At 65.4% G+C, this 22,055-nt stretch carries 15 protein-coding genes; 5 read left to right on the forward strand and 10 right to left on the reverse strand.

Going from position 1 to position 22,055, the window contains the following annotated elements:
* Positions 1-83 precede the first annotated feature (83 nt).
* The 5 genes from AAF481_13590 to AAF481_13610 all read right to left on the reverse strand — a co-directional run bounded on the left by AAF481_13590 (position 84) and on the right by AAF481_13610 (position 6,005).
* Positions 84-1,436, reverse strand: coding sequence for a TRAM domain-containing protein (locus AAF481_13590; protein ID MEM7482203.1), 1,353 nt, complete (start codon positions 1,434-1,436; stop codon positions 84-86).
* Positions 1,433-2,269 carry an MBL fold metallo-hydrolase gene (locus AAF481_13595; GenBank protein MEM7482204.1) on the reverse strand — a complete coding sequence of 279 codons (837 nt, stop codon included), beginning with the start codon at positions 2,267-2,269 and terminating at the stop codon, positions 1,433-1,435. The genes AAF481_13590 and AAF481_13595 overlap by 4 nt, the downstream gene beginning before the upstream one ends.
* Before the next feature lie 225 nt (positions 2,270-2,494).
* Complete coding sequence (locus tag AAF481_13600) at positions 2,495-3,559, reverse strand: hypothetical protein (GenBank protein MEM7482205.1); 1,065 nt, start codon at positions 3,557-3,559, stop codon at positions 2,495-2,497.
* A gap of 96 nt (positions 3,560-3,655) precedes the next feature.
* Positions 3,656-4,075 (reverse strand): hypothetical protein, encoded by a 420-nt coding sequence (locus tag AAF481_13605; GenBank protein ID MEM7482206.1) that lies wholly within the window; start codon positions 4,073-4,075, stop codon positions 3,656-3,658.
* A gap of 82 nt (positions 4,076-4,157) precedes the next feature.
* Entirely contained in the window at positions 4,158-6,005 is a 1,848-nt protein-coding gene (locus AAF481_13610; protein ID MEM7482207.1) for a hypothetical protein, read from the reverse strand.
* Positions 6,006-6,085: 80 nt separating this feature from the next.
* On the opposite strand from AAF481_13610, the gene AAF481_13615 reads away from it, so the two are divergent.
* Positions 6,086-7,048 (forward strand): VWA domain-containing protein, encoded by a 963-nt coding sequence (locus tag AAF481_13615; GenBank protein ID MEM7482208.1) that lies wholly within the window; start codon positions 6,086-6,088, stop codon positions 7,046-7,048.
* A gap of 93 nt (positions 7,049-7,141) precedes the next feature.
* Positions 7,142-7,771 carry an OmpA family protein gene (locus AAF481_13620; GenBank protein ID MEM7482209.1) on the forward strand — a complete coding sequence of 210 codons (630 nt, stop codon included), beginning with the start codon at positions 7,142-7,144 and terminating at the stop codon, positions 7,769-7,771.
* Between the two features lie 87 nt (positions 7,772-7,858).
* Here AAF481_13620 and AAF481_13625 read toward each other — a convergent pair whose 3' ends face one another.
* On the reverse strand, positions 7,859-8,389 hold the full coding sequence (locus AAF481_13625; protein MEM7482210.1) for a TlpA disulfide reductase family protein: 531 nt from the start codon (positions 8,387-8,389) through the stop codon (positions 7,859-7,861).
* Positions 8,390-8,982: 593 nt separating this feature from the next.
* Positions 8,983-11,775 carry a vitamin B12-dependent ribonucleotide reductase gene (locus AAF481_13630; GenBank protein ID MEM7482211.1) on the reverse strand — a complete coding sequence of 931 codons (2,793 nt, stop codon included), beginning with the start codon at positions 11,773-11,775 and terminating at the stop codon, positions 8,983-8,985.
* A 467-nt stretch (positions 11,776-12,242) separates the two neighbouring features.
* Here AAF481_13630 and AAF481_13635 point away from each other — a divergent pair, with 467 nt between their 5' ends.
* From AAF481_13635 to AAF481_13645, 3 genes are read left to right on the forward strand one after another with little or no spacing between them, the layout of a single operon-like run.
* Positions 12,243-13,844 carry a methylmalonyl-CoA mutase family protein gene (locus AAF481_13635; protein ID MEM7482212.1) on the forward strand — a complete coding sequence of 534 codons (1,602 nt, stop codon included), beginning with the start codon at positions 12,243-12,245 and terminating at the stop codon, positions 13,842-13,844.
* 40 nt (positions 13,845-13,884) lie between these two features.
* Positions 13,885-14,985 carry an FIST N-terminal domain-containing protein gene (locus AAF481_13640; GenBank protein MEM7482213.1) on the forward strand — a complete coding sequence of 367 codons (1,101 nt, stop codon included), beginning with the start codon at positions 13,885-13,887 and terminating at the stop codon, positions 14,983-14,985.
* Positions 14,982-16,811, forward strand: coding sequence for an EAL domain-containing protein (locus AAF481_13645; GenBank protein ID MEM7482214.1), 1,830 nt, complete (start codon positions 14,982-14,984; stop codon positions 16,809-16,811). Before AAF481_13640 ends, AAF481_13645 begins: the two co-directional genes overlap by 4 nt.
* 1,362 nt (positions 16,812-18,173) lie before the next feature.
* Here the strand turns inward: AAF481_13645 and AAF481_13650 are convergent.
* Genes AAF481_13650 through AAF481_13660 form a run of 3 tightly spaced genes read right to left on the reverse strand, consistent with a single transcriptional unit; the run spans position 18,174 to position 22,020 of the window.
* Positions 18,174-18,782 carry a rhomboid family intramembrane serine protease gene (locus AAF481_13650; GenBank protein ID MEM7482215.1) on the reverse strand — a complete coding sequence of 203 codons (609 nt, stop codon included), beginning with the start codon at positions 18,780-18,782 and terminating at the stop codon, positions 18,174-18,176.
* Positions 18,782-19,456 carry a hypothetical protein gene (locus tag AAF481_13655; protein ID MEM7482216.1) on the reverse strand — a complete coding sequence of 225 codons (675 nt, stop codon included), beginning with the start codon at positions 19,454-19,456 and terminating at the stop codon, positions 18,782-18,784. The genes AAF481_13650 and AAF481_13655 overlap by 1 nt, the downstream gene beginning before the upstream one ends.
* A complete protein-coding gene (locus AAF481_13660; GenBank protein MEM7482217.1) occupies positions 19,453-22,020 on the reverse strand; it encodes a VWA domain-containing protein in 2,568 nt (855 codons plus the stop codon). Before AAF481_13660 ends, AAF481_13655 begins: the two co-directional genes overlap by 4 nt.
* Between the last annotated feature and the right edge of the window lie 35 nt (positions 22,021-22,055).

The following is a 22,055-nucleotide window of genomic DNA, read 5'->3' on the forward strand; positions in this document are numbered from 1 at the left end:
GAAACCACCGACCTGGCAGAGATGGAAAAGCCCGTCGGCCGCTAGCTGGAGTTCCGGCCCCGAGGCTTGCCCGGTGGCGCGCTCTATCCCCGGACACTGCCTCTCCTTGGCCGCCCGCCCGGCCGCCCGCCCCGGGGACGACCCGGCGAACGACGAGGCCGCGCAGGAAAGGGGCGATCCACCACCGGCTCGGCCCCCGACCGCCGAGCGAGCTGGACCACCGCTTCCATGTGGCCGGTCTGCGGGAAGAGATCAAACAGCGCCAGACTCTCCACCCGGTAGCTGGCATCGAACTCCTGGAGATCGCGCGCCAAGGTCGCCGGGTGGCAGGAAACATAGGTCAGGCGTGCCGGCAGGACCCGCCGCAGAGCCCACCGCACCGACTTCTGTAGGCCTTGGCGAGGGGGATCGACGATCACCCGGTCGGCTGCCGCGGGGAGCTTCTTCACCCAGCTATCGAGGGCATAGGCCACCACCTTGCCCTGCCGGGCCTCGCCATCTTTCTTTTCAACGATCTGATTCTGGCGCAGATTGCGGCGGGCATAGCGGACGGCGACGCGATCCCCCTCGACGGCGGTCACCCGCCGATAGCGTCGGGCCAAGGGAACCGAGAACAGCCCGACCCCGGCGTACAAATCGAAGGCCTGATCGCCCTGCCACTCGCCGATCACCACATCGATCAATTCACCGAGCAGACCGCGGTGGCCCTGGAAGAAGCACCGCGCATCGAAGACGTACCGGAGCTTGCCGACGGCCGTCTCGACGGCGAGACCCACCGGCCCCTGCGGCAGGCCGGCGACCACCGGCGCGCTCGATACCTGGCCGTCGTCACCGGCCACCCAATCGATCCGTCTCGGTGCATCCCCCGAAAGCGCCGCCGGCAGTTCCTGGAGTTGGTTCTCGAGCACCGGCAGCAGCACCGGGCAGGCGTCCACCGGCACCAGCTTCTGGGTGCCGCGGGCGTAGTACCCCACCCGCGGCCGGCGGTCGCCCTCGACGCGGGTGTGGATTTGGGTGCGCAGGCGATACCCCCAGGGCTGGTCCGCATAGATCCTGGGAGGCGGCAAATCGAGGCCGGAAAGGTGGCCCAGGGTGTCGAGCACCGCTTCGGCTTTGTAGCGCACCTGTTGGGCGTCGTCGATGTGCTGCAGGTCGCAGCCGCCGCAGGGCTCGAAGTGCGGGCACGGCGCTTGGCGGCGGGCGGGGCTCGGCTGCAGGACCTCCAAGATCTCCGCCCGGCCGTAGCCGGTGCGGCGCTCGACCAGGCGCACCCGCAGACGGTCTTGGGGGGCGGATCGCGGCACGAAGATGGGAATGCCCTCGAAGCGGCCGATGCCCTCGCCGCCGGCGATCAACTTGTCGATGGTGAGTTCCAGCACATCCAGCTCGGCCAGGCGGGCTCCGGCGGTCATGCGGGCGGCGGGTGGATCGGTCAAGGTTCTTCCTCCGCCGGTATCCAGTGCACGCGCGGCCGCGGGCCGGTGAAGATCTCCGCCGCCCGCTGGCGCCCGTCACGGAGCCGGTGGCGGCGGCTCAAATGGCAGAGCACCAGTTCCTGGTTCTCGAAACGCTCGGCGCGGGCGGCCAGATCGTCCATGTGCAGGTGCTGGTAGAGCACCCCGGAGGCGCGCTTTTCGGGATCGAGAAAGGTGCATTCCAAGACCAGTACGCGGCTCGAGAAGATGCGAGGCTCGCTGTCGAACACCTTCGGACCGGTATCGCCGCAGTAGCTCAACCAATCCTCTTCCGTGGCCTCTTCGAAGTCCACGCCCTCACGCCGCAGCCGCCCCAGCTCTTCCCCGGAGCGCCCACGGAATGCATCCTTCAAACGCCGCCGAGCGCGGACCAGGTGAAAGCCCAAACTCGGCACGACGTGGTGGGTGGCGAAGGCCTCGATGGTGAGATCCCGTCCTACCGGTACGCGGTCCCCGGGATCGAGGGCCAGCACCTCGTAGCGATACTCCGCCCTCTCCAGCCGCGCCGCCGCCTCGACGAAGCGCACCAGATCGCCCACCATCGGCCGCGGGCAGAACACCCGCGATGGCGGCTCCTCCTCGCGCGCCCGCCGCGACAATACGAAGGGCAGGCCGAGCGCATGATCCAGATGCCCGTGGGTCAAGAACAAATCCCGCGTACCGGAAAGCTCTACTGCCCCACGCCCCACATCAAGCGCCAGGCCCGGCGGCGACACCTTCAACCACGTCGCCTCCCCGGCCCGCGACCACCCCTCGATCGAAAGCTCACCGAGATTCAAGGTAGTGGTAGGCATCTCGTTGAAATCCGGGCGTACCCTCTAGTTGACAAAGGACTGCCGAGCACCACGTTGTCGGCTTGCAGCAGGTGGTGGATCAACGCCGCAGCGGTCCGGGAAGGCGTAGCTTCGTCCAGATACAAGGCATCCGCTCCCCGAACACCGCAGGCGCACTTGCAGTGCGTCGAGGAGCGGAGGAGTGCGGAGAACGCCGTAGATGGATGGAGATCCGCCTTCCCGCCGTTAGATTTCCCGGTACAACCACCTACGAATAGGGTCGATGCGCTTTTGTAGCGATTCTTCGTCTGGATCGATCAGCCAGAGCGCCGCCGCCACCGACGACAGCAGCGAGTTGCCGTCCTGCGGAGTGAAGCAGAATCCGGCGATCTCGCGCTCCCGGCGCACCAGCAGGGTGGGTTCCACCACCACCGTCTGGGACAGAATGCGGCCGTAGTATCCGTGATCGCGGCCGAAGCTGAAGATCAGGTTGGCGTGCATCTTGTCGGTCATCGCCACCCGATGGTTGGCACGCAGACGCTCCTGCACCTCGTCGATGCTCGTCGCGCGGCTCAACTGCAGGTTGAACCAGATGGAGTGCATGTACTGGGTGTTGAGCTTGACGGCGCTAGAAAACAGATCCAGGTCATGGCCCTGGGTCTTGAACAGGTGGTTGGCGTCTTTGGCGTGGTGGGTGCCGAACACCGGATCCCCATGCTTTCCGACCGTCGGCGCCGGCACGAAGCTCGATACCTGGGTGATGTCATTCGCCCGGCGCATGCAGACGAAGGTGCCGCGATCCAGGTGGTTGGAGCCGTCGGCGTCCATCGCCAGGGTCTTGATCAGGGTGGTGATGTTGTGGGTGTTGCAGGACACCACCATCAGGAAACGGTCCTCGCCGGGCACCAGCACGTCGTCGTTGACGCCGCGAGCATAGGGTTTGCCAAAACCGAACTCACTGCCCTGGGCGAGGAAACCCTTGGGACCCTTGAGGTGCCGGTAGAACTCCTCCTTGTTGCGGTTGCCGGCGGGGGTGCAGTCGATCACCACCGTCGCCCGTTCGAGAGCTTCCTGGGCCTCGTAGCTCACCTCGTGGCCGAGGTTCTCGAAGTCCTTCTTGACCTCCGGATCCACCGCCAGCTTCGCGCCGCGGGTCATCAGATGCCCGATCTTGGCGCGATCCGCCTCCAGCGGAGTGCGCTTGTGGAAGGTGACCTCGTCGATCCCGAAGTAGTGCTTGAAGTCCGTGAAGAGACCGATCAGCGGCTCGCCGATCGTCCCCGTGCCCACGATATGGACGACCTTTTTCATCCCCAATTCCCTCGTCTTGAATTTGCCGATGGTGGCCCGAGAGAAACGGGCCTCGGCAAAGGCTAGCACAGGGGTTTGGGTGCGACCCGGAGCGGTTCAGTGGTCGCCGGCGCCGGCGTGCTTGGCGCCGCCGCGCCAGGCCGGATCCCGACGGGCGAACTCGTCCTGTTCCTTTGTCAGGCGCACCCGTCGACGGGCGCTACAGGAGCCGTTCTCGCACTCGTAAACATACTGGTTGAAGCCCTCTCCCGGTTCGTAGGCGGCGAGCACCGGGTGTTGATCGCACCGCCCGCAGCGCACCGAGAGATTGCGCAGATGGATGTTGCCGGGGGGCTGGCTTCCCGGGCGGGCGTCCAGAAATTCCGGCACCTCCACCCAGGTGTTGTTGCCGCACTCGGAATCGGCGCAGTCGAAGCGGTAGTGATGCCACTCCTCGCGCATCTCGAGTTTCGAGGCAAACACTTGGTCACCTTCGCACTCCAGGCAGTGGAACTTCATGTCGGCTACATCGAACACGCTATGGGAGCCTCCCTGAGAAGAGCGAGAGGCTACCAAACCCCTGCCGACCCGACATTCCCCTGGCACCTGTCGGGGAACATCAAGGAGGAGTCTTGCCTTCCTCCGCCGGGGGACGCTCCGCCAGGGCGCGCGGATAGGCCTCCGGGTACACCAGCGGGTAGGCCTCGACGCTCCAGCGAGCCAGCGGCGCAAACAGCGACACCCGTCCTTCCCGGCGGGCGGTCAGCCGCAGGATGCCTCGCTCGGGCAGGTCCCCAGGGTCGAGGATCTGGCGGCGGTGGCTGCGCAGAACGAGGGACTGCCGCTCGATCGGGACCAGGCGGAAGCGCTGGGGAACCTCCGACGACGGTGCATAGACTCCCTCGCCACGCAGGACACGCCGCCCCGCCACGGAGACTCGAACCTCCTGTGGGTCGTCGCAGGGCAGCAAGAAACGCGCCGACAGGTGATCCACCACCACCTTCCGGTGCCTGCCCCGGGCGGGGACGAAACGACCCAGAAGAGCGGTGGGCGCATCGACGAAACCGAGCCGCGCGGTGACCTCCTCGCCGGTACAGACAAAGTGCAGATTGGCCGGGGATCGGCGAGGCAGCGGGTGGGAGAGCGGCAGCAGGCGAATCTCCCGCGACGTCGAAAGATCCAGCAAGGACGCCGTGGCCCCGAAGTTTGGCCGGCGCACGGCTCGCTTCCGGCTTGGACCGACGACGAATTCTCCGAGGTGTGCGCGATCGGCCAAGACGGCGATGCGATCAGCTCCTTGGAGGTTCGGACGATGCGCCCTGGGTTGCGAAGCCGGCGAGCGGTCCTGAGGTGGCGGAAACCGCTTCCACCCCAGCACCGGCGCGGCTACCTGCCGACGCCCCATCAGCACCGTCCAAAGCTCCTCCGCCACCACCCGGTTTCCAAGGCTGCTGAGGTGACCCCGCGGGGCGCGGTAGAAGGATGGTTGCTTCCACGACAACTCCGTCGCCCTGCTCTCCATCACGTACACTCCAGCACCCTCGAGATCCTGCCGCAGGCCGCAGCTCCACTCGTCGTTGCAGATGACGATGGGCGCCGCGGTCTCCTCGGCGACGGAAGCGAGAAGGGCCGTGGCGAGGCGAGTGCTCTCCTCTTCCAGCGAGCCGTCCCAGTAGTAGAAGGGACTGCGCGCGATCTCTCGGCCCGCCGGCAAGAAAGCTCGGAGAGCGGCGGGGCCGCGCACGTCGTAGCGCAGATACCGCCAGCGCGGCAGAAAAGCGAAGTAGCGCTCGATGGCGTCCAGGCGATCGCGGCCCGCGGGGTCGATCCGCCGCGGTTCGCCATCGTCGCCCAGAATGAACCGGGAATGCACCGGGCCGTACCCCTGGTGGACGAACCCCTGGTCCCGCCGCTGGTGGAAATCGAACACATCGAAGACGGCGATGTCGATGCCGTAGCGCTGCCCGAGGGTACGCCACATCAGCACCGCCTGATGGATGCCAAAGCCGCCGACGCCGAAGTTGAGCACCTCGACGGGCATCGCCGAGGACTCGGCCAGGCGCTCTTCGAGATGGCTGGGGAAATCTCCCCCCGGCGGGGTCTCCGCTCCGGCGACGAAGGAGCCACCGAAGACACCGATGCGAATCGTCCCGACCGGTTTTTCCGGCGGGAAGTGAGTGTACGAACTCGCCGGCCGGAGATCCAGGGAATGGGCGCTGCCCAGCCGCAAGACCTCCGCGGGCTCGAGAGCGGGGAACTCACGCTCCGCGAAGGCCGGCTCGTAGGCCTTGTCATAGCCGACGAGCAGGCTGCGATAGCGCGCCGTCCACAGCGCCCAGGCGACCCACACCACCGTCAGCGACAGCACCACGAGCAGAAGCCGCCCATACCGTTCGAGGAACAGGCGTACCCCCGGCGCGACATCAGGAGGAGCCGAGCGGGAACGAGTGCGGCGAGCTGGTGGCATATTTCGCCGCCTACTTTAAGGGCAAAGGGCACCCCCGCACCTCTTTTCCCGGTTCGAGGGGTGCGATAGCGTCCTCGCTCATGCTCCCGCGACGCCCATTGTCTCCCTCGCGCCTGGCGGCGGTCCGCCCGGTCGGTACGTACGTTGTCCTCGCCCTGATGCTGATGCTCCGGTCGACACCCGGCGGCTCGGCGGCGGCGCAAGAGGGGTTTTCGGAGTCCATTTCGGTCAGCCTGGTGCTGGTGCCGGTGGTGGTGCGGGAGCGCGACGGGGGCCTGGTCACCCACCTGGATCGGAAGGACTTTCGCCTGGAGGTGGCGGGGCAAGAGATCCCCATCGAAACCTTCGACGAAGGCGGCGAGATCCCGGTGAGCCTGGTCTTTCTCCAGGACCTCTCCGGCAGCATGGGCAACGGCGGCAAGCTCGAGGTTTCACGGCACACCCTCGAGTACTTTCTCGCTCGGGCCAAGGCAAGGGACGAGATGGCTCTGGCCAGCTTCACCGACGGCCGGCTGGGCATCGACATCCCGTTCACCCAGGACCACGCGGTGCTCCGCGAAGCCCTCCAACTGTGGCAGCCCTACGGCACCACGGCGCTGCACGATGCCGTCGCCTGGATTCCGGAAATCAGCGACGAGGGGCGCCATCCGAAGCGCGCCGTGGTGCTGGTGACGGACGGCATCGACAACGCCTCGACCATCGAGCCGGCCCTCGCCCGGCAGATGGTTCAGAAAGCCCGCCTGCCGGTGTACGTCATCGGCCTGGGGGAGGACTCGGCGGCGGTCGAGGGCTCCTATGCACAACTTCTCCAGCGCCTCGCCCGCACCACCGGCGGACGCTACTTTGCGGCTGCCGCGCCGACGGATGTCGCCCGCGCCGCCTCGACGGTGGTCAACGAGCTGCGCAGCCAGTTCGTCCTCGGATTCCGGGCGCAAAGCAGCGAGGCGCCGGCCTTCCGCGCAATCCGCGTAAGGGTCAAGGGCGGCGCCCGCTCCGTCGAACACCGCAAGGGATATCGCGGAGGCCCTCCGGCGCGCCGCTGACGGGGCGCTCCCTCCGCGCCCTGGTAAGGTATAGACAGATTGTTGTAAGCGTGCTCTGCGAAGGAGTTACGCGTCAGCTAAGGAGATTTTGATATGCGAAATATGATGATCCTTGCGCTGCTGCTCGCCGTGACGGCGACCGGTTGCGCCACCAAGAAGTTCGTTCGCGACGAAGTGTCCTCGAACACCCAGCCGATTTCGAGTCGGGTCGACGATGTCGAAGGTCAGGTGGAAGAGAACCAGACCCGCATCGGCGAACTCGACCGCAAGAACGAGGCTTTGGGCACCGAGGTCGATGGCGTGTCGAAGACCGCCCAGGACGCGCTGACGCGCGCCGAAGAGGCCGGCAAGCTCGCCGAAGGCAAATTCCTCTTCGAGACGGTTCTTTCCGACGACAAGGTGCGCTTCGGTTTCGAGAGTTCCAAGCTGAGCGACGAGGCGAAGGCCGCCATCGACGAGTTCGTCGGCGCCCTCAAGGAGCAGAATCAGAACGTCTACATCGAGATCCAGGGTCACACGGACTCGACCGGCAGCGAGAGCTACAACGAGCGCCTCGGCCTGGAGCGCGCCGAAGCGGTGCGCAACTACCTCTCCCGCGAGCACGGCGTGGCGCTGCACCGGATGAATGTCATCTCCTACGGAGAGGCGTCGCCGGTGGCCGACAACAGCAGCCGCGACGGCCGCGCCCAGAACCGCCGCGTTTCGCTGGTGGTGCTGCAGTAGTCGCCATCGCACCTTCCAGCGGCTCTGCCGCCACGCAAAACGGGCGCCGAGGAATCGGCGCCCGTTTTCATTTCCGGGATTCTCCTTCTAGGCCTTCGCCTCGGCCACCAGCTCGCGGATCTCGTCCGCCTCGTGCACTCCCGGCTCGAAGTGGGTGACGGTGCCGTCGGGCCCGATCACCATCATCATCGGCAGGGCCATGATGCCGAGTTCGTAGGTCAGGTCGTCGGGCTCGTCGTAGACCACCGCGTAGGGAAAGGGGCTCTGGACGACGAATTCCCGCACCGTCGATTCGTCCTCCCCCAACCCCACCGCGATCACCGCGACATCGTCGGATTTAAGGTCGTCGTAGATCTCGCGGAGGATCTCCGCCTGCTTGTGGCAAGGCACGCACCAGGTGGCCCAGAATTCGAGGATCACCACCTGGCCGGCATAGGACGCCGGTCCGATGGTCGGACCGTCGAGGCTCGGCAGCAAGAAGTCCGGCGCGGGGCCGCCGACGAGATCGGACTGAGGTGCGGGCGGGGAGTAGGACGGACCGCCGCAACCTTGGACCAGGGCGAAGGTGAGGGTGAGGAGAACGACGGCGATGGTCGGGAGAGAGAGGCGAGTTTTCATGGGGAGGAGGATATCGCTTTCGGTGGGGGGCCGGTCCGTTGAGGGTCGGGGCCGCCCAGAGCCGCGCGGCGCTCTGGGCCGGTCGGTTGGGGGAGGGGCCGCCCAGGACCGCGCGGGGCACTCACTCCTTTATGAGATAGGCCCCGCGCTGCGCTCAGCGAGCGCAAACTGACCGTGAACTCCCCAAGCTGTACCGTGCGCTCGCTTCGAGCTCCCGGGCGGCCCCTCCCCCAACCGACCTCTGACCGACGGTTTCGCGGAGGCCCTTTCTTGAACCGAGGGGATCAGGTTGAAAGGTGGTGGGTAGCGGCGATCAGGCGGCTGCTGAAGAACTCAGCAGCCGGCCTGATCCCGAGCCCGAAGGGCGAGGCGGCGCCGAAGGCCGCCGAAGACGGGTACCTTCGGAAAACTGGGAACTCTAGGGACCAACCGTTTCCGGCCGATTCCACGTCCCGAGCCCGAAGGGCGAGGCGGCGGCGCAGGCCGCCGTCTCGGGGGTGAGGAGCAAAAAATCGCACTTTTTTGCTCCGCGGGGGGCTGGAACAGCCCCCCTAAGAACGCAAGACGAGCGGTAAGCAGCTAGCGCCAAGGCGCTAGCTGCAGCCGCTCGTCGACCCGCAGTTGTTGCACTTGTAGCAGCTCCCGTTGCGCACCATGATCGAACCGCACTCGGTGCACGGCGGGGCGTCCTGCTGGTACAAGAACGCCACCTTGGTGACGCTGCCGGAAGTGTCCGTCTCGGCGGTCGCGACCTGCACCGCCGTCTCGGCCTCTTCCACCGCGTCCAGCGCCGCCTGGGCGTCGCTAGTCAACACCGGAGCCTCTTCCCGCAGCACCACCCCGGCCGCCACCTTCTGCTCGTGGCCAAGGAACTTCGAGGCCAACCAGCGGAAGATGTAGTCGGTGACGGACTTGGCGATCGGAATCTCCGGGTTGCGGGTGAAGCCCGACGGCTCGAAGCGCGTGTGGCTGAACTTGTCGACCAGCGTCTGGAGCGGCACGCCGTACTGCAGAGCAATGGAGATGGCCGTCGCGAAGGCGTCCATCAGGCCGGAAATGGTCGAGCCTTCCTTCGCCATGGTCAGGAAGATCTCCCCCGGCATGCCGTTTTCGTACAGGCCGACGGTGATGTAGCCCTTGTGGTCGCCCACCTGGAACTTGTGGGTGATCGCCTCGCGCTCACTCGGCAGCTTGCGCCGCACCGCCTTGGCGACGACCTTGGTGTCGGCCTCGTCCTGCTTGGTCGACAGCGGCTGGCTGCGCTTGGAGTTGTCGCGATAAATGGCGACGGCCTTCAAGCCCAGTCGCCAGCCCTCCATGTAGGCCTCCTGCAGGTCCTCCGGTGTGGACTCCTCCGGCAGGTTGACGGTCTTGCTGATGGCGCCGGAGATGAACGGCTGCACCGCCGCCAGCATCTTGATGTGCCCCATGTAGTGAATCGAGCGCTGGCCGTTGGCCGCCTTGAAAGCGCAGTCGAAGATCGACAAGTGCTCGTCCTCGAGCATGTCGGCGCCTTCGATGGTGTCGTTCTCGTCGATGTACTCGACGATCGAGCGAATGTCTTCCTTGTCGTAGCCCAGACGCTTCAAAGCCTTCGGCACGGTGTTGTTGACGATCTTGATCATGCCGCCACCGACCAGCTTGCGGTACTTGACCAGAGCGATGTCCGGCTCGACGCCGGTGGTGTCGCAATCCATCATGAAGGCGATGGTGCCGGTCGGCGCCAACACCGAGATCTGGCTGTTGCGCAGGCCGGCGCCGTCGCCCAGCTCGATGGTCTGATCCCACGCCTGCTTGGCCGCCTGCACCAGCGTGATCGGCACGTGGGCGGTGTCGATGTCCGACACCGCGTCGCGGTGCTTGCGCATCACCCGCATCATCGGCTCGCGGTTCAGCTCGAAGCCGGCAAAGGGCCCCTGCACCGCCGCCACCCGACCGGATTGGGCGTAGGCCGAGCCGGACATCAGGGCGGTGATCGCCGCTGCGTAGTCGCGCCCGGCAGCGGAGTCGTAGGGCAGGCCGCGGGCCATCAGCAGAGCGCCCAGGTTGGCGTAGCCGATGCCCAGGGGCCGATAGAGGTGCGAGTTCTCGGCGATCTGCGGCGTCGGGTAGCTGGCGTTGTCGACGATGATCTCCATCGCCGAAATGATCACCTCGCAGGTGTGGCTGAAGGTCTCGGCGTCGAAGCCGGTGTCCTCGTCGTAGAACTTCATCAGGTTCAAAGACGCCAGGTTGCACGCCGTGTCGTTCAGGAACATGTACTCGCTGCACGGGTTGCTCGAGTAGATGCGGTCGGTGTTGGCGCAGGTGTGCCAGTCGTTGATCTGGGTGTCGTACTGCATCCCCGGATCGCCGCACACCCAGGCCGCCTCGGAGATCATCTTCATCAGTTCGCGAGCGGAGTAGGAGTCCATCGGCTGGCGCTCGCCGGTGACGGCGCGGGTGGTCCACTCACCATCGTCCTCCACCGCCTGCATAAACTCGTCGGTCACCCGCACCGAGTGGTTGGCGTTCTGGTAGGAGATCGAGTCGTAGGCGCCACCGGGCACGTTGAAGGAGCCGTCATAGCCGGACTCGATCAAGGCCCAGGCCTTCTTCTCCTCGATCTCCTTGCACTGGATGAACTCGATGATGTCCGGGTGGTCGATGTCGAGGATCACCATCTTGGCGGCGCGGCGGGTCTTGCCGCCGCTCTTGATGACGCCGGCGAAGGCGTCAAAGCCCTTCATGAAGGACACCGGTCCGGACGCCGTACCGCCGCCGGCCAGATGCTCCTTCGAGGAACGCAGACTCGACAGATTGGAGCCGGTACCGGAGCCAAACTTGAACAGCATGCCCTCGGTGCGGGCGAGGGTGAGGATCGAGTCCATCGTGTCGGCCACGGAGTTGATGAAGCAGGCCGAGCACTGCGGCTGCTCTTCGATGCCGACGTTGAACCACACCGGCGAGTTGAAGCAGGCGTACTGGTTGACCAGGATGTGCTTGAGTTCGGCGTGGAAGGTGTCGGCGTCCGCCTCGCTGGCGAAGTAGCCGCCCTCGCGGCCCCAGTGGGTCATGGTGTCGACCACCCGGCCGATCATCTGCTTGACGCTCGACTCGCGCTGGGGGGTGTCGAGTTGGCCGCGGAAATACTTGCTCACCACCACGTTGGTGGCCGTTTGAGACCAAAACTTCGGAACCTCGACGTCCTTCTGTTCAAACACCGTCTCGCCCTTCTCGTTGCCGATCACGGCATCGCGGACGTGCCATTCGATGGCGTCGAAGGGATCGACTCCGGGCTCGGTGAAGCGGCGCTCGAAGACCAGGCCGGCGGAGGTGCGCTCGGCCATGGGTTGGCTCGTCTGGTTATTCGGGTTGTGTGACTGGATGGTCGGCTCCGTCGCCATCGTCTCTCCTCAGTGACCTAATCAGATTCGTACAAACTCGTTGTCGTTTCGCTCACGCTAGCTCGAGGACTGCAGGACTACAAAGAAAGGACCGCAAAGAAAACGGCGCCGAAGAACTTTGGCGCCCTCGCAGCGGGTTTTCACACCGCTTTCGTTTGCTGCTGGAAATCCCACCAATCGACTCTCATTGAAAGCTCGCTCGCCGGACGCCTCGGACCGCGGCGGCACGGTCGTTCATCACACGCCGTCTCGCCCGCCCGCCGACTCGGCGGAGGGGTGCTCAAGTGCCCCGATTTCGGCTTCCCTGGCTCGACTTCGAAAGTCGACCTGTAGGATAAGCACTACATCTTGTGGTGTCAAGAGGAGAATGGGCGCATATGTTGCGTAGGAGCGGAGATTTGGCCGTATCCGGCCAAACCCTTCGAATGCCGCGAGTTAGCCCTCCCGAGGGTGCGTATAATTCGGTCATGGCCAACGATTCACGAGACGACGACAGCCGCCGAACCAGTTCCGGGATTCCCATCCAGGGGAGCTACGGCCCCGGCGACCGGCCAAACGGCGGCGACCGCCACGCCGAGCGGCCCGGAGAGTACCCCTTCAGCCGCGGGCTCTATCGCGAGATGTACCGCAAGCGCCTTTGGACCATGCGGCAGTACGCCGGCTACTCCACCGCCGACGAATCGAACCGGCGCTATCGCTATCTGCTCGATCAGGGCACGACGGGTCTGTCCGTCGCCTTCGACCTACCCACCCAGATCGGCTACGACTCGGACGAACCGGTAGCCCTCGGCGAGGTCGGCCGGGTGGGAGTGGCGATCGACTCGATCGACGACATGCGGCGGCTGTTTGACCGGATCCCCCTCGACCGGGTGACTACTTCGATGACCATCAACTCGACGGCGGCCACCCTGCTGGCGCTGTATCTGGTGGTGGCCGAAGATCAGGGGGTACCGTGGGAGAAAGTGGGTGGCACCGTCCAGAACGACATCTTGAAGGAGTATGCCGCCCGCGGCACCTACATCTACCCGCCGGGGCCCTCCCTCAAGCTGGTGACGGACATCATCGCCTTCTGCGCCGACCGGGTGCCGCGCTGGAACACCATCTCGGTTTCCGGCTACCACATCCGCGAGGCCGGCTCGACGGCGGTGCAGGAAGTGGCCTTCACCTTGGCCAACGGCCTTTGCTACCTCGAAGCCGCCCTCGAGCGCGGCCTGGACATCGACGCCTTCGCGCCCCGGGTCTCGTTTTTCTTCAACGCCCACAACAATTTCCTCGAAGAGGTAGCGAAATTTCGCGCCGCTCGGCGGCTGTGGGCGAAGCTGGTCAAGGAACGCTTCGCACCCACTGACGAGCGTTCCCTGTGGCTGCGCTTCCACACCCAGACGGCGGGCTCCACCCTCACCGCCCAGCAGCCGCAGAACAACGTGGTGCGGGTGGCCGTCCAGGCCCTGGCGGCGGTCTGCGGCGGCACCCAATCGCTCCACACCAACGCGCTCGACGAAGCCTTGGGGCTGCCCACCCAGCCGGCGGCCCGGCTGGCGCTTCGCACCCAGCAGGTGATCGCCCACGAGAGCGGCATCGCCGACGTGGCCGACCCCTTCGGCGGCTCCTGGGCGATCGAGGCCTGGACCGACGAGATCGAACGCCGAGCCCTCGAGTACATCGAGAAGATCGATCAGATGGGAGGCGCCCGGGCAGCCATTGAGCAGGGATTCCAACAAAACGAGATCGCCGATGCGGCCTACGCCTACCAGCGGGCCCTGGAGGAACGAGACGTCACGGTGGTGGGGGTCAACGCCTACCCCTCGGAAGACGAGATCGCGCCGGAGGTGCTCGAAATCGACCCACGACAGGAAAAACAGCAAGTCGAACGCCTGCGGGCCTTCAAGGCGAGCCGCGACGGCGCGGCGACGAGCGGGGCCCTCGAAGCCCTCGAAGGGGCCGCCCGGGAGGACCGCAACCTGATGCCCGAGATTCTCGCCGCGGTACGCGCCAACGCATCCCTCGGCGAGGTGTCGCACACCCTGCGCCGGGTGTATGGCGAGCACCGAGACGCCGGATTCGACTGACCGGGAACCCGACCCCGAGGCACCGTCCTCGGATTCCTTCATGGACTGCACCACCCACGCTCTCGCACCGACGCCGGATCTGGCGGCCCAGCTCGCCGCCATCGAGGCGGACAGGCCCGATCTGGTGCTCGCCTTCCTGCCGCCCGGCCCCAACTTCCGCCAAGCCGTCGACCAGCTCGCCGAACGCTGGCCGGACAGCTTGCGCTGTGGCTGCGAAGCGCTCAGCCAGTTCGTCGACCAGCACCACCACAGTCACGGCGCCTTGATGCTGCTGAGCGTCGGCGGATCGGCCGATCTGCGCGCGCAGACCCTCGATGCGTCCGAGACGAACCTGGCGGCGGGCTGCCGCGACGCGGACGCCTCCCTCTTGCTGTTCGCCGGACGGTGTTCGCTGGCGACCGAAACCCTGACCCGGCTGCGCCGCCAGCTACGCGGAGACACCGCCCAGCCGGTGATTGCCGGCGGCCTGGCCTCGGCGGACTTCGAGAGCGTCGCGCGGGTCTTCTTGGACCGCCAGATCGTGGAGGATCAAGGGGTCGTGCTGTGGCTTTCGGGGGTCGACGTCAGCCTCGAAGTGTTCGCTGAGTGGCAGCCGGCGGGACCCTTCTACCGCGTCACCGAGGCCCACGACAGCACCCTCCACGAAATCGACGGTACCTCCGCCACGGAGTGGTTTCGGCGGTTCTTCGAGGTCGATGGCCAGCTCGCCCCGATGCCCGACGCGGCGCTCCGCTTCCCACTCATCCTCGAGGGTGAAGACGACGACCGTCGAGGCCTCTTCCGAGCCCTGCGATCCTTCGACGATGCCTCCGGCGAAGTCACCTTTTGGGGAGATTTGCGCACTGGAGATCGGGTGCGCTTCGGCATTCCCGCCGACCACTCGCTGCTCCACGGCGGTCGGCGCCCGGCGCCGGAGACCCGGGAACCGGTCGACTTCGCCGTGTTGATGTCCTGCGTCGGGCGCGAACTTCTGCTGGCGGACCGCTTCGAGGAGGAAGCCATCGAAATGCATCGCGCTCTGGGCGGCGCCCCGCTGGTGGGTTTGACCACCCTCGGCGAGGTCGGACCGAGCCGGACCGGCTACGTCAACCTGCACAATCAGACGGCGGTGCTGATGCGGCTGCGAGAGAAGAACCGATGAGCGACGCCAAGCTCGAAAACGCCATCCTCCGCAATCTCCTGGGTCACACCACCCGGGCCTACGAGGACCAAGTGCGAGCTCTGTCGGCGGAAAAGGAGCTGGCCCTCGTGACCCTCGCCTCGATCGCCGACGGCGTGATCACCACCGATCCGGAAGAGCGCATCGAGTACCTGAATCCGGTGGCCGAGAACCTCACCGGCTGGAGCATCGACGAAGCCCGCGACCGGCCCTTGAATGAGATCTTCCGGCTGGTCACGGAAACCACCGGCGAACCGATCGAACCGCCCCCCGGCTGGAGCCTCGCCAAGCACGGCACCGTCCGGCTGATGGACCGCACCACCCTACTGCGGCGCGACGGTGCCCGCTTCGCCGTAGAGAGTTCGCTGTCCCCCATCCGCGACAGCGAAGATCGGCTCCTCGGTACGGTGATCGTCTTTCAGGATGTCTCCGAAAAGCGTCTACTCGCCCTGCAGCTCGCCCACCAAGCAACCCACGACGCCCTCACCGGCCTGCTCAATCGGCAGGCCTTCGATGCACGCCTTCACGGCGCCCTGGCGGAAGCCCGCGGGTCCGCGCAGCTTCACGCACTGGCCTACCTGGATCTCGATCAGTTCAAGCTGGTCAACGACACCTGCGGCCACTTCGCTGGCGACGAACTCCTGGTACGGGTGACACGACTGCTGCAGGAAGAGGTGAGCGAAGACGGCATCGTCGCGCGCCTGGGAGGCGATGAATTTGCTCTCTTGCTGCCGACAGAAACCATCGAGGATGCGCATCAGCGGGTGACCGCCATCCACCGTTCGCTCGAGCAGCTACGGTTTCGCTGGCAGGACAAGACCTTCACCTGCCGGGCGAGTATCGGACTGGTGCCGGTGGAGCCGGAATTCGAAAGCGTCGCCCACCTATTGTCCGCCGCCGACCACGCCTGCTACGTCGCCAAAGACAAAGGACGCAACCGAATTCAGGTCTACCTACCGGCGGAGGCGGAATTCGTCCGACGCTACGGAGAAATGGACTGGGTGGTCCGCATCCAGCGCACCCTGGAGGAAGACCGCTTCATTCTCTACGGTCAAACGGTGCAACCGCTCGCCGTGCCGGACGACGGCTTGCGCTCCTTCGAGGTGCTGCTGCGGATGGAAGAAGAACCCGGTCAAGTGCACAATCCGAGCGAGTTCATCCGCGCCGCCGAACGCTACGGCCTGATGCGGAGTATCGACCGCTGGGTGATCGGCGCCACTCTGAACACCCTGGCCGAGTTGACGCCCGAAGAACTCGCCGGTGTCGGACTGTGCTGGATCAACCTGTCGGCGGTCTCCCTAGGCGACGAGACCTTCCTGCCATTCATCCTGCGAGAACTCGAGCGTACGGGCATCCCAGTGACCAAGATCTGCCTGGAAATCACCGAAACGGCGGCCATCGCCAACCTCGCCCAGGCCAAGACGCTGATGCGCGAACTGTCCCGCCGCGGCTGCCGCTTCGCGCTGGACGACTTCGGAAGCGGCATGTCCTCCTACGGCTATTTGAAGGACCTGTCCGTCGACTACCTGAAGATCGACGGACACTTCATCCAGGACATGGTCACCGACCGCCTCGACCGTGCCATGGTCGACTCCGTCCACCGGCTGGGACACCTCCTCGGCATGCGCACGGTGGCCGAATCCGTCGGCAGCCAGGCGACCGAAAACCTCCTCAAAGAAATCGGCGTCGACTACATCCAGGGCAATTGGATCGACCCGCCCAAGCCCCTGGGCCAACTCGTCCGCGCCACCAACCCCGCAGGCGCCAACCCCGCAGGCGCCAACCCCGCAGGCGCCAGGGGAATGTAGAACCCACGCAGTAGGTGCCAGGGGAATGTTGGCTCACGGAGTCGAGTTCGCTCCAGGAGCTTCCCATGCCGAGCAATTCGGAGCATTTGATGCCCTGGATTTTGGTACGAAGGCTTGCAAATGGCTCAAGGTTCTGGACCACCCAGCAGAAAAAGTCCTTCACGGCTACACCTCTCCTGTAGCGTCGAAAAGCAGCTCTCGACCCGTACCGCCAAATGAACTCCTGTCAGCCTCCTAGGATCGACCGGCTCAACTATCCAGGTCTTATTTCAGGAACGACAAAGGGGAGCCGAGGTGGGAAGCAGCCTTCGGGAAATCGGAAATCCGTTCGACCTCTTCGGAGACGATCGGCAGCCCGCCGATAGGCGCCAACGAACTCGTCGTAGGCTTGCTGAAACGCCTGTCCAACGGCGCGTGATACGAAGTGAAAGTGAGGCGCCGCCGAAGGCTCGAACTTCTTCGGCTGGGAGTGCGGAGCCTGCCGGCAAATAGCTTTTCTTCCGACGGGCCGAGTTCCACGGCTCCTGTGCAACTGAGCGGCCTCCTCGACGATACCTCTCAAAAGAAAATTTACCTCCTCCCGATAGGCTTCTAACTTCAGGTGGGAAAGAGTGGGAATGGGAGAGAACACGACTGCCTCAGGTTGCTCGAAATCACCTTCCTTCGGCCTCCCTAGTCCTCTCGGAGCACGACACATCGCACTGCGATCGACCCAGACTCCCTTCAACGGAACTCCTGCTACCAGACTGGGTACACAGGTCACTCCTGGCCACTGCAAGGGATTCCCCACTAGCCCTTCTTTGGTTCCTTGAGCCAAGACGTAGCGTAGTCGATCTAACTGAGCCTCGGGTTCATCGCTCACCAACGTTGCTCGGTACCGTCGCCCCCAGAATTTCTCCTTCCAGCGATGGTGCCGACCCGCCTCGCGAGCTACGTTGCTGTTGAAGAAGCACATGAACGAAGCAAGTTGCTCTGCATCACGCACCGAAATCAACAGATGATAGTGGTTGGAGAGAACGACAGCAGCATGAATCGCCACCTCGTACTTACGCTGTGCCTTGCCGAGGACTCCCACGATCAGGTCGTTGAGCCGAACGCTGGGACGTAGGAGAAATCGACCGTGAACTGTGCGTGAGGTGACCATGAACAGGCCACCTTTTTGGGGTACGTAGAGTAATGATCTAGGCATCATGTCCAAGGAGACGCCGAACGGGACGAACATCGCTCGCTCCACTGAGAGATACTCCGTTCGCGGGCTGAGTCTCCTCCGAATCCAAGATGATTCGGCGCGCGTCGAGCGAGGGTCTTGAATTCGGGTGGTGCCTAGAAGATTGTCCTTGAATTCGGGTGGTACCTGGGTGGTTAGGAGGGTGGGGGCTCGCGGAGGAGCCGGCGGGGCTGGAGGAACCAGCCGATGGCGAAGCCGGTGATCATGCCGCCCATGTGGGCCGCGTTGTCGATCACGTCGACGTTCAGACCGAAGAAAATGTTGATGGCGGCCCAGAAGCTGAGGTTCAAGAGCAGACTCTTGGCCTCCGGCCGCAGGCGATCGCGGCGGCGCACCAGAAAGGCGATCAACGTGCCCAACAGACCGAAGATGGCGCCGGACGCTCCCACGCTCGGCCGCGGCTCGGCCTGACCGAAAAGATTCCACAAGACACTCGCCAAGGAGCCCGCCAAACCCGTCGCTAGGTACACCAGGGCCAACCTCCCCTTGCCCATCCAGATCTCGACCAGGGCTCCCAACTGGTAGAGCGCCCAGGCATTGACCGCCAGATGAAGAATCCCTCCGTGGAGGAACATGCTGGTGAACAGCCGCCACAGTTGGCCTTCCGCCACCAGCGGCCCGAAGTTGGCGCCGAGCTGGAAAAGGACATCGCCCCACCCGACCAGGCGCAAGCCGGCGTCGAGCAGGAACGCCAGAACGATCGAGGCGATGAAGAACGCCGTCAGAGGAGCGCGCTGCAGCATCAACTCCCGCCCTCGGCGCTGGCCAGGTAGGCATCCAGGCGGCGGCGGTCATCTTCGGTGAGCTGGGCGTCGGGCAGGCGAAAGACCTCACCGGCCTCCGGCAGCGGCAAATCCGCGCGGGTCAGTGCACGTTCGATCATGCGGCAGTCGATCGGCATGATCGGCAGGGCGGCGAGGCCGCGGCAGATCGATAGCAGGCTCTGCGCTACTCCGCTCTCGAAGCGCACGGGTACCGTCTCAGGGATTTCCAGGGGAACGATGTCGTAGCCGTCGCCGCGGCGGGTGAGGCGCAACCGGCCGGCAATCTCTAGGCTCTGGGAGGGCACGACCACCCGGTCCTCGAAGGGACTCGCGCCGGCGCCGGTATCTAGTTCCGCTACCAGCCAACCTTCGCCGTGAAAGGTCACCTCCAGGCGCGCTCGATGCTCGCCGTCACCCAACGGTTCGAGGGTCACCAGATTCGAGTCCAGCCACAGGGAGTTGCTCGGCGAGGTCAGCTTCAAGCGGACCGGCCCCTGACTCTCCGGCTCGACGGTCACCCCGGGGTTGCTGTAGCGCCCGTTCACCCCATCCAGCTCCAGCTCCGTCGGCGCTCCGCCGGCCGCCGCCAGGGTGCCAGCCATAGCGACGGCGGCGGTGATGGCGAGGGCCGCCCTTCGAACCCATCGCTTCACGGCGAGTAACCGCGCATGGTGCGCACTTTGAGGCCCCGCTTCTTGACCTTCAGTTCCACCTCCCGGAATTCGTTCTCTTCGCCGGCGGAGCTTTGCCGGTCGGAGGAGAAGGCCACCAGGTACCGGCTGCGCAGTTCGTCTTCAATCTGGTCGTACACTTCCTTCAGTTCCTCCGCGGTGCTGACGTAGAACGTGCGTCCACCGGTATCTTCGGCCAGGCGTCCCAGTTTCTGCCGGACGTTGACGGCCAGCGGCCCCACCCGGAAGCCGATGGCGTAGATCGCTACTCCGCTGCGCCGAGCATACTCCGCGGCGATGTCGAAGGAGATGTTGCTCGCCGAATCGTCGCCGTCGGACAACAGCACCAACGCCTTCTGGCCGCGCGCGCCGCGGAAGTAGTACAGGCTGCTGACCACCGCGTCGTGCAGGGCCGTGGCACCGATGGCGGTCAGGCCGTCGAGGCCATAGAGGCACGCCTCGGCGTCGTCGGACGGCGCCATCAGCAGATCCGGCCGGTCGGCGAAGCCCATCACGAAGCAGCGGTCACCGGGCTTCAAGACTTCTTCGATAAAGTCCTTCCCGGCCTGTTGGGCCTGGCCGATGGAGTCCGCCATGGAGCCGGACATATCCACCACCACGCCCACCGACAGGGGTAGACTAATGACCTGCTCGAACTTGCGGATCTCCTGCCGCCGGCCGTCTTCAAACACTTCGAAATCGGACTCCTGGAGGCCCTGCACCGGCCGGCCGGTGCGATCGAGAACCGCCGCATAGAGCTCGACCAGGTTAACGTCGACCTCTTCCACGAAATCCGGCGCGTTCAGAAACCGCACCGCTTCGGCGCTGCGCGAGTCGTCGAGGATGGCGACGGCGGAGACGTACTGTAGGTCACCCTCCGTTGGCGGTGGCACTTCGACCTGGGCGGTCCAGGGGGGAGCGGTCAGGGTGGCGACGGCCTGATCGCCGAAGCGTATTTCGACGGTTTCCACCCGCCGCGCCTCGGGTACCACCACTTCCGCCCGCACCTCCACCATGCCGCTGCCTTCGAATCCTTGAACGGGAGAGACCAGGCGCACCGCGAAGGCTCCTCGCACCTGGTTGACGACCAGTTCATCGAAGGCGACCATCTCGCCGTTGTCGTCGTAGCCCTCAGCCCGCACGGTCTGCTCCCGAGGAACCTGAGCCAAACGCAGCTCCACCCCGAAGGGCGGACGGCTACGGGTGAGCTGCGGCTCGCCGTCAACGAAGAAGGTGACCTTCCGAATGCGGTCTCCGCTGATCAGCGCTTCGGTGCGCCACAAGCCGACGGTGACGTCTTCCTCCGGCGGCGTGAGCAGCAGCGCATCCGGGCCCACAGCTCCGCGCCCGTCCGCCAGTAGCTCGACCACACCCTCCGGTTTCGCTTCTTCGGCCGAGCCGTCGGCCTCCCGCGGCACCCGAAAACCAGCGGAAAGATCCACCTCCCGCAGGCTGACCTCGTCCCGCAGGCGCAGGCGCATCACGTATTCGCGATCGGCCCGCAGAGCGCGGTCGAGGACCAGCAGGATCGGGGTGTCGAGGGACGGATCGGTTTGGCGGAAGCGCACGCGGAAGGAGTCGAAGGGCTCACCGTCGAGTTCCACCACGCCTTCCATCAACAGCCGCAGCTCCGGTCGGCCGCCCTCCTCCTCGCTCGCCGTCGCCAGCTCGATGCCCGATTCCGGGGGCAGAGTGATGCGAGCGCGGGCCACCGTGCGCTGAGACTGGCGCTCCGGGAAGGTCACCACGAGATCCTCGACGGCAAGGCGGCCGGGCAATTCCGGCAGCGCCGTGGCGGCCGCCTCTCGCGCCCAAGCGGCCAGATCTCTGGGCGGATCCAAGAAACGCGAATAGGACTCCGCCAGGGGGCGGTTCTTGTCGTACCCGAGAAGCGCTTTGACGCCGGTCACCTTGTCCAGCCGCTTCACCGCTCGGCAAGTGCGGATGTCCAGCCGAAAGCGTGGGTTGGCGCCCTGGAACTGATGTAGCTGCTCGAGAAAACTCTCCATCTCCGGTGTGTAGAGCACCCGCTTGGAATCGAGCGGCACCCACAGCCGCCAGGGGGCATCGGGCTGCGGCTGGTAAACCACCACCGAGGTGCCGCCTTTGAGATCCGCCGGCTGCTCGGGAGTGCCACCGAAGGTCCAGATCTCGAGCGGTTTGAGGACGATGCCGCACTCGATCACATCCCGCAAAACGGGACGCCCGTTGAGAAACAGGAGCTGCGCCCGCACATCCCGCGGGGAAAGAAACTCCCCGCGCGCCAACTGTCGGCGGCGTTCGATGCCCTCGGCGAGTTCGTTCAGCGGAGTCGACGGAAGCGGATCCGTGGACACGAAGGAGAGAATCTCGTTCTGCCGTCGGGCATCGTCGAGGCCGGCGATGCGCTCGCGCTCCTCCGCCGTCAACAGCAGGGCGGGACCCTCGGTGAAGAATTCTCGCTGGTTGTCGCTCCACAGGGCGAAGTCCGCCTCCGGCAAGGCCACCTGGCCTAACGCCGGTGGAACCGACAGCAGTCCCAGCAAACCGACCCGCAAGATCGTCATCACGGTGGGCCGCCAGGGGGCGCGCCAACCATTCG

It is taken from the genome of Acidobacteriota bacterium, assembly GCA_039030395.1.
Lineage (GTDB): Bacteria > Acidobacteriota > Thermoanaerobaculia > Multivoradales > JBCCEF01 > JBCCEF01.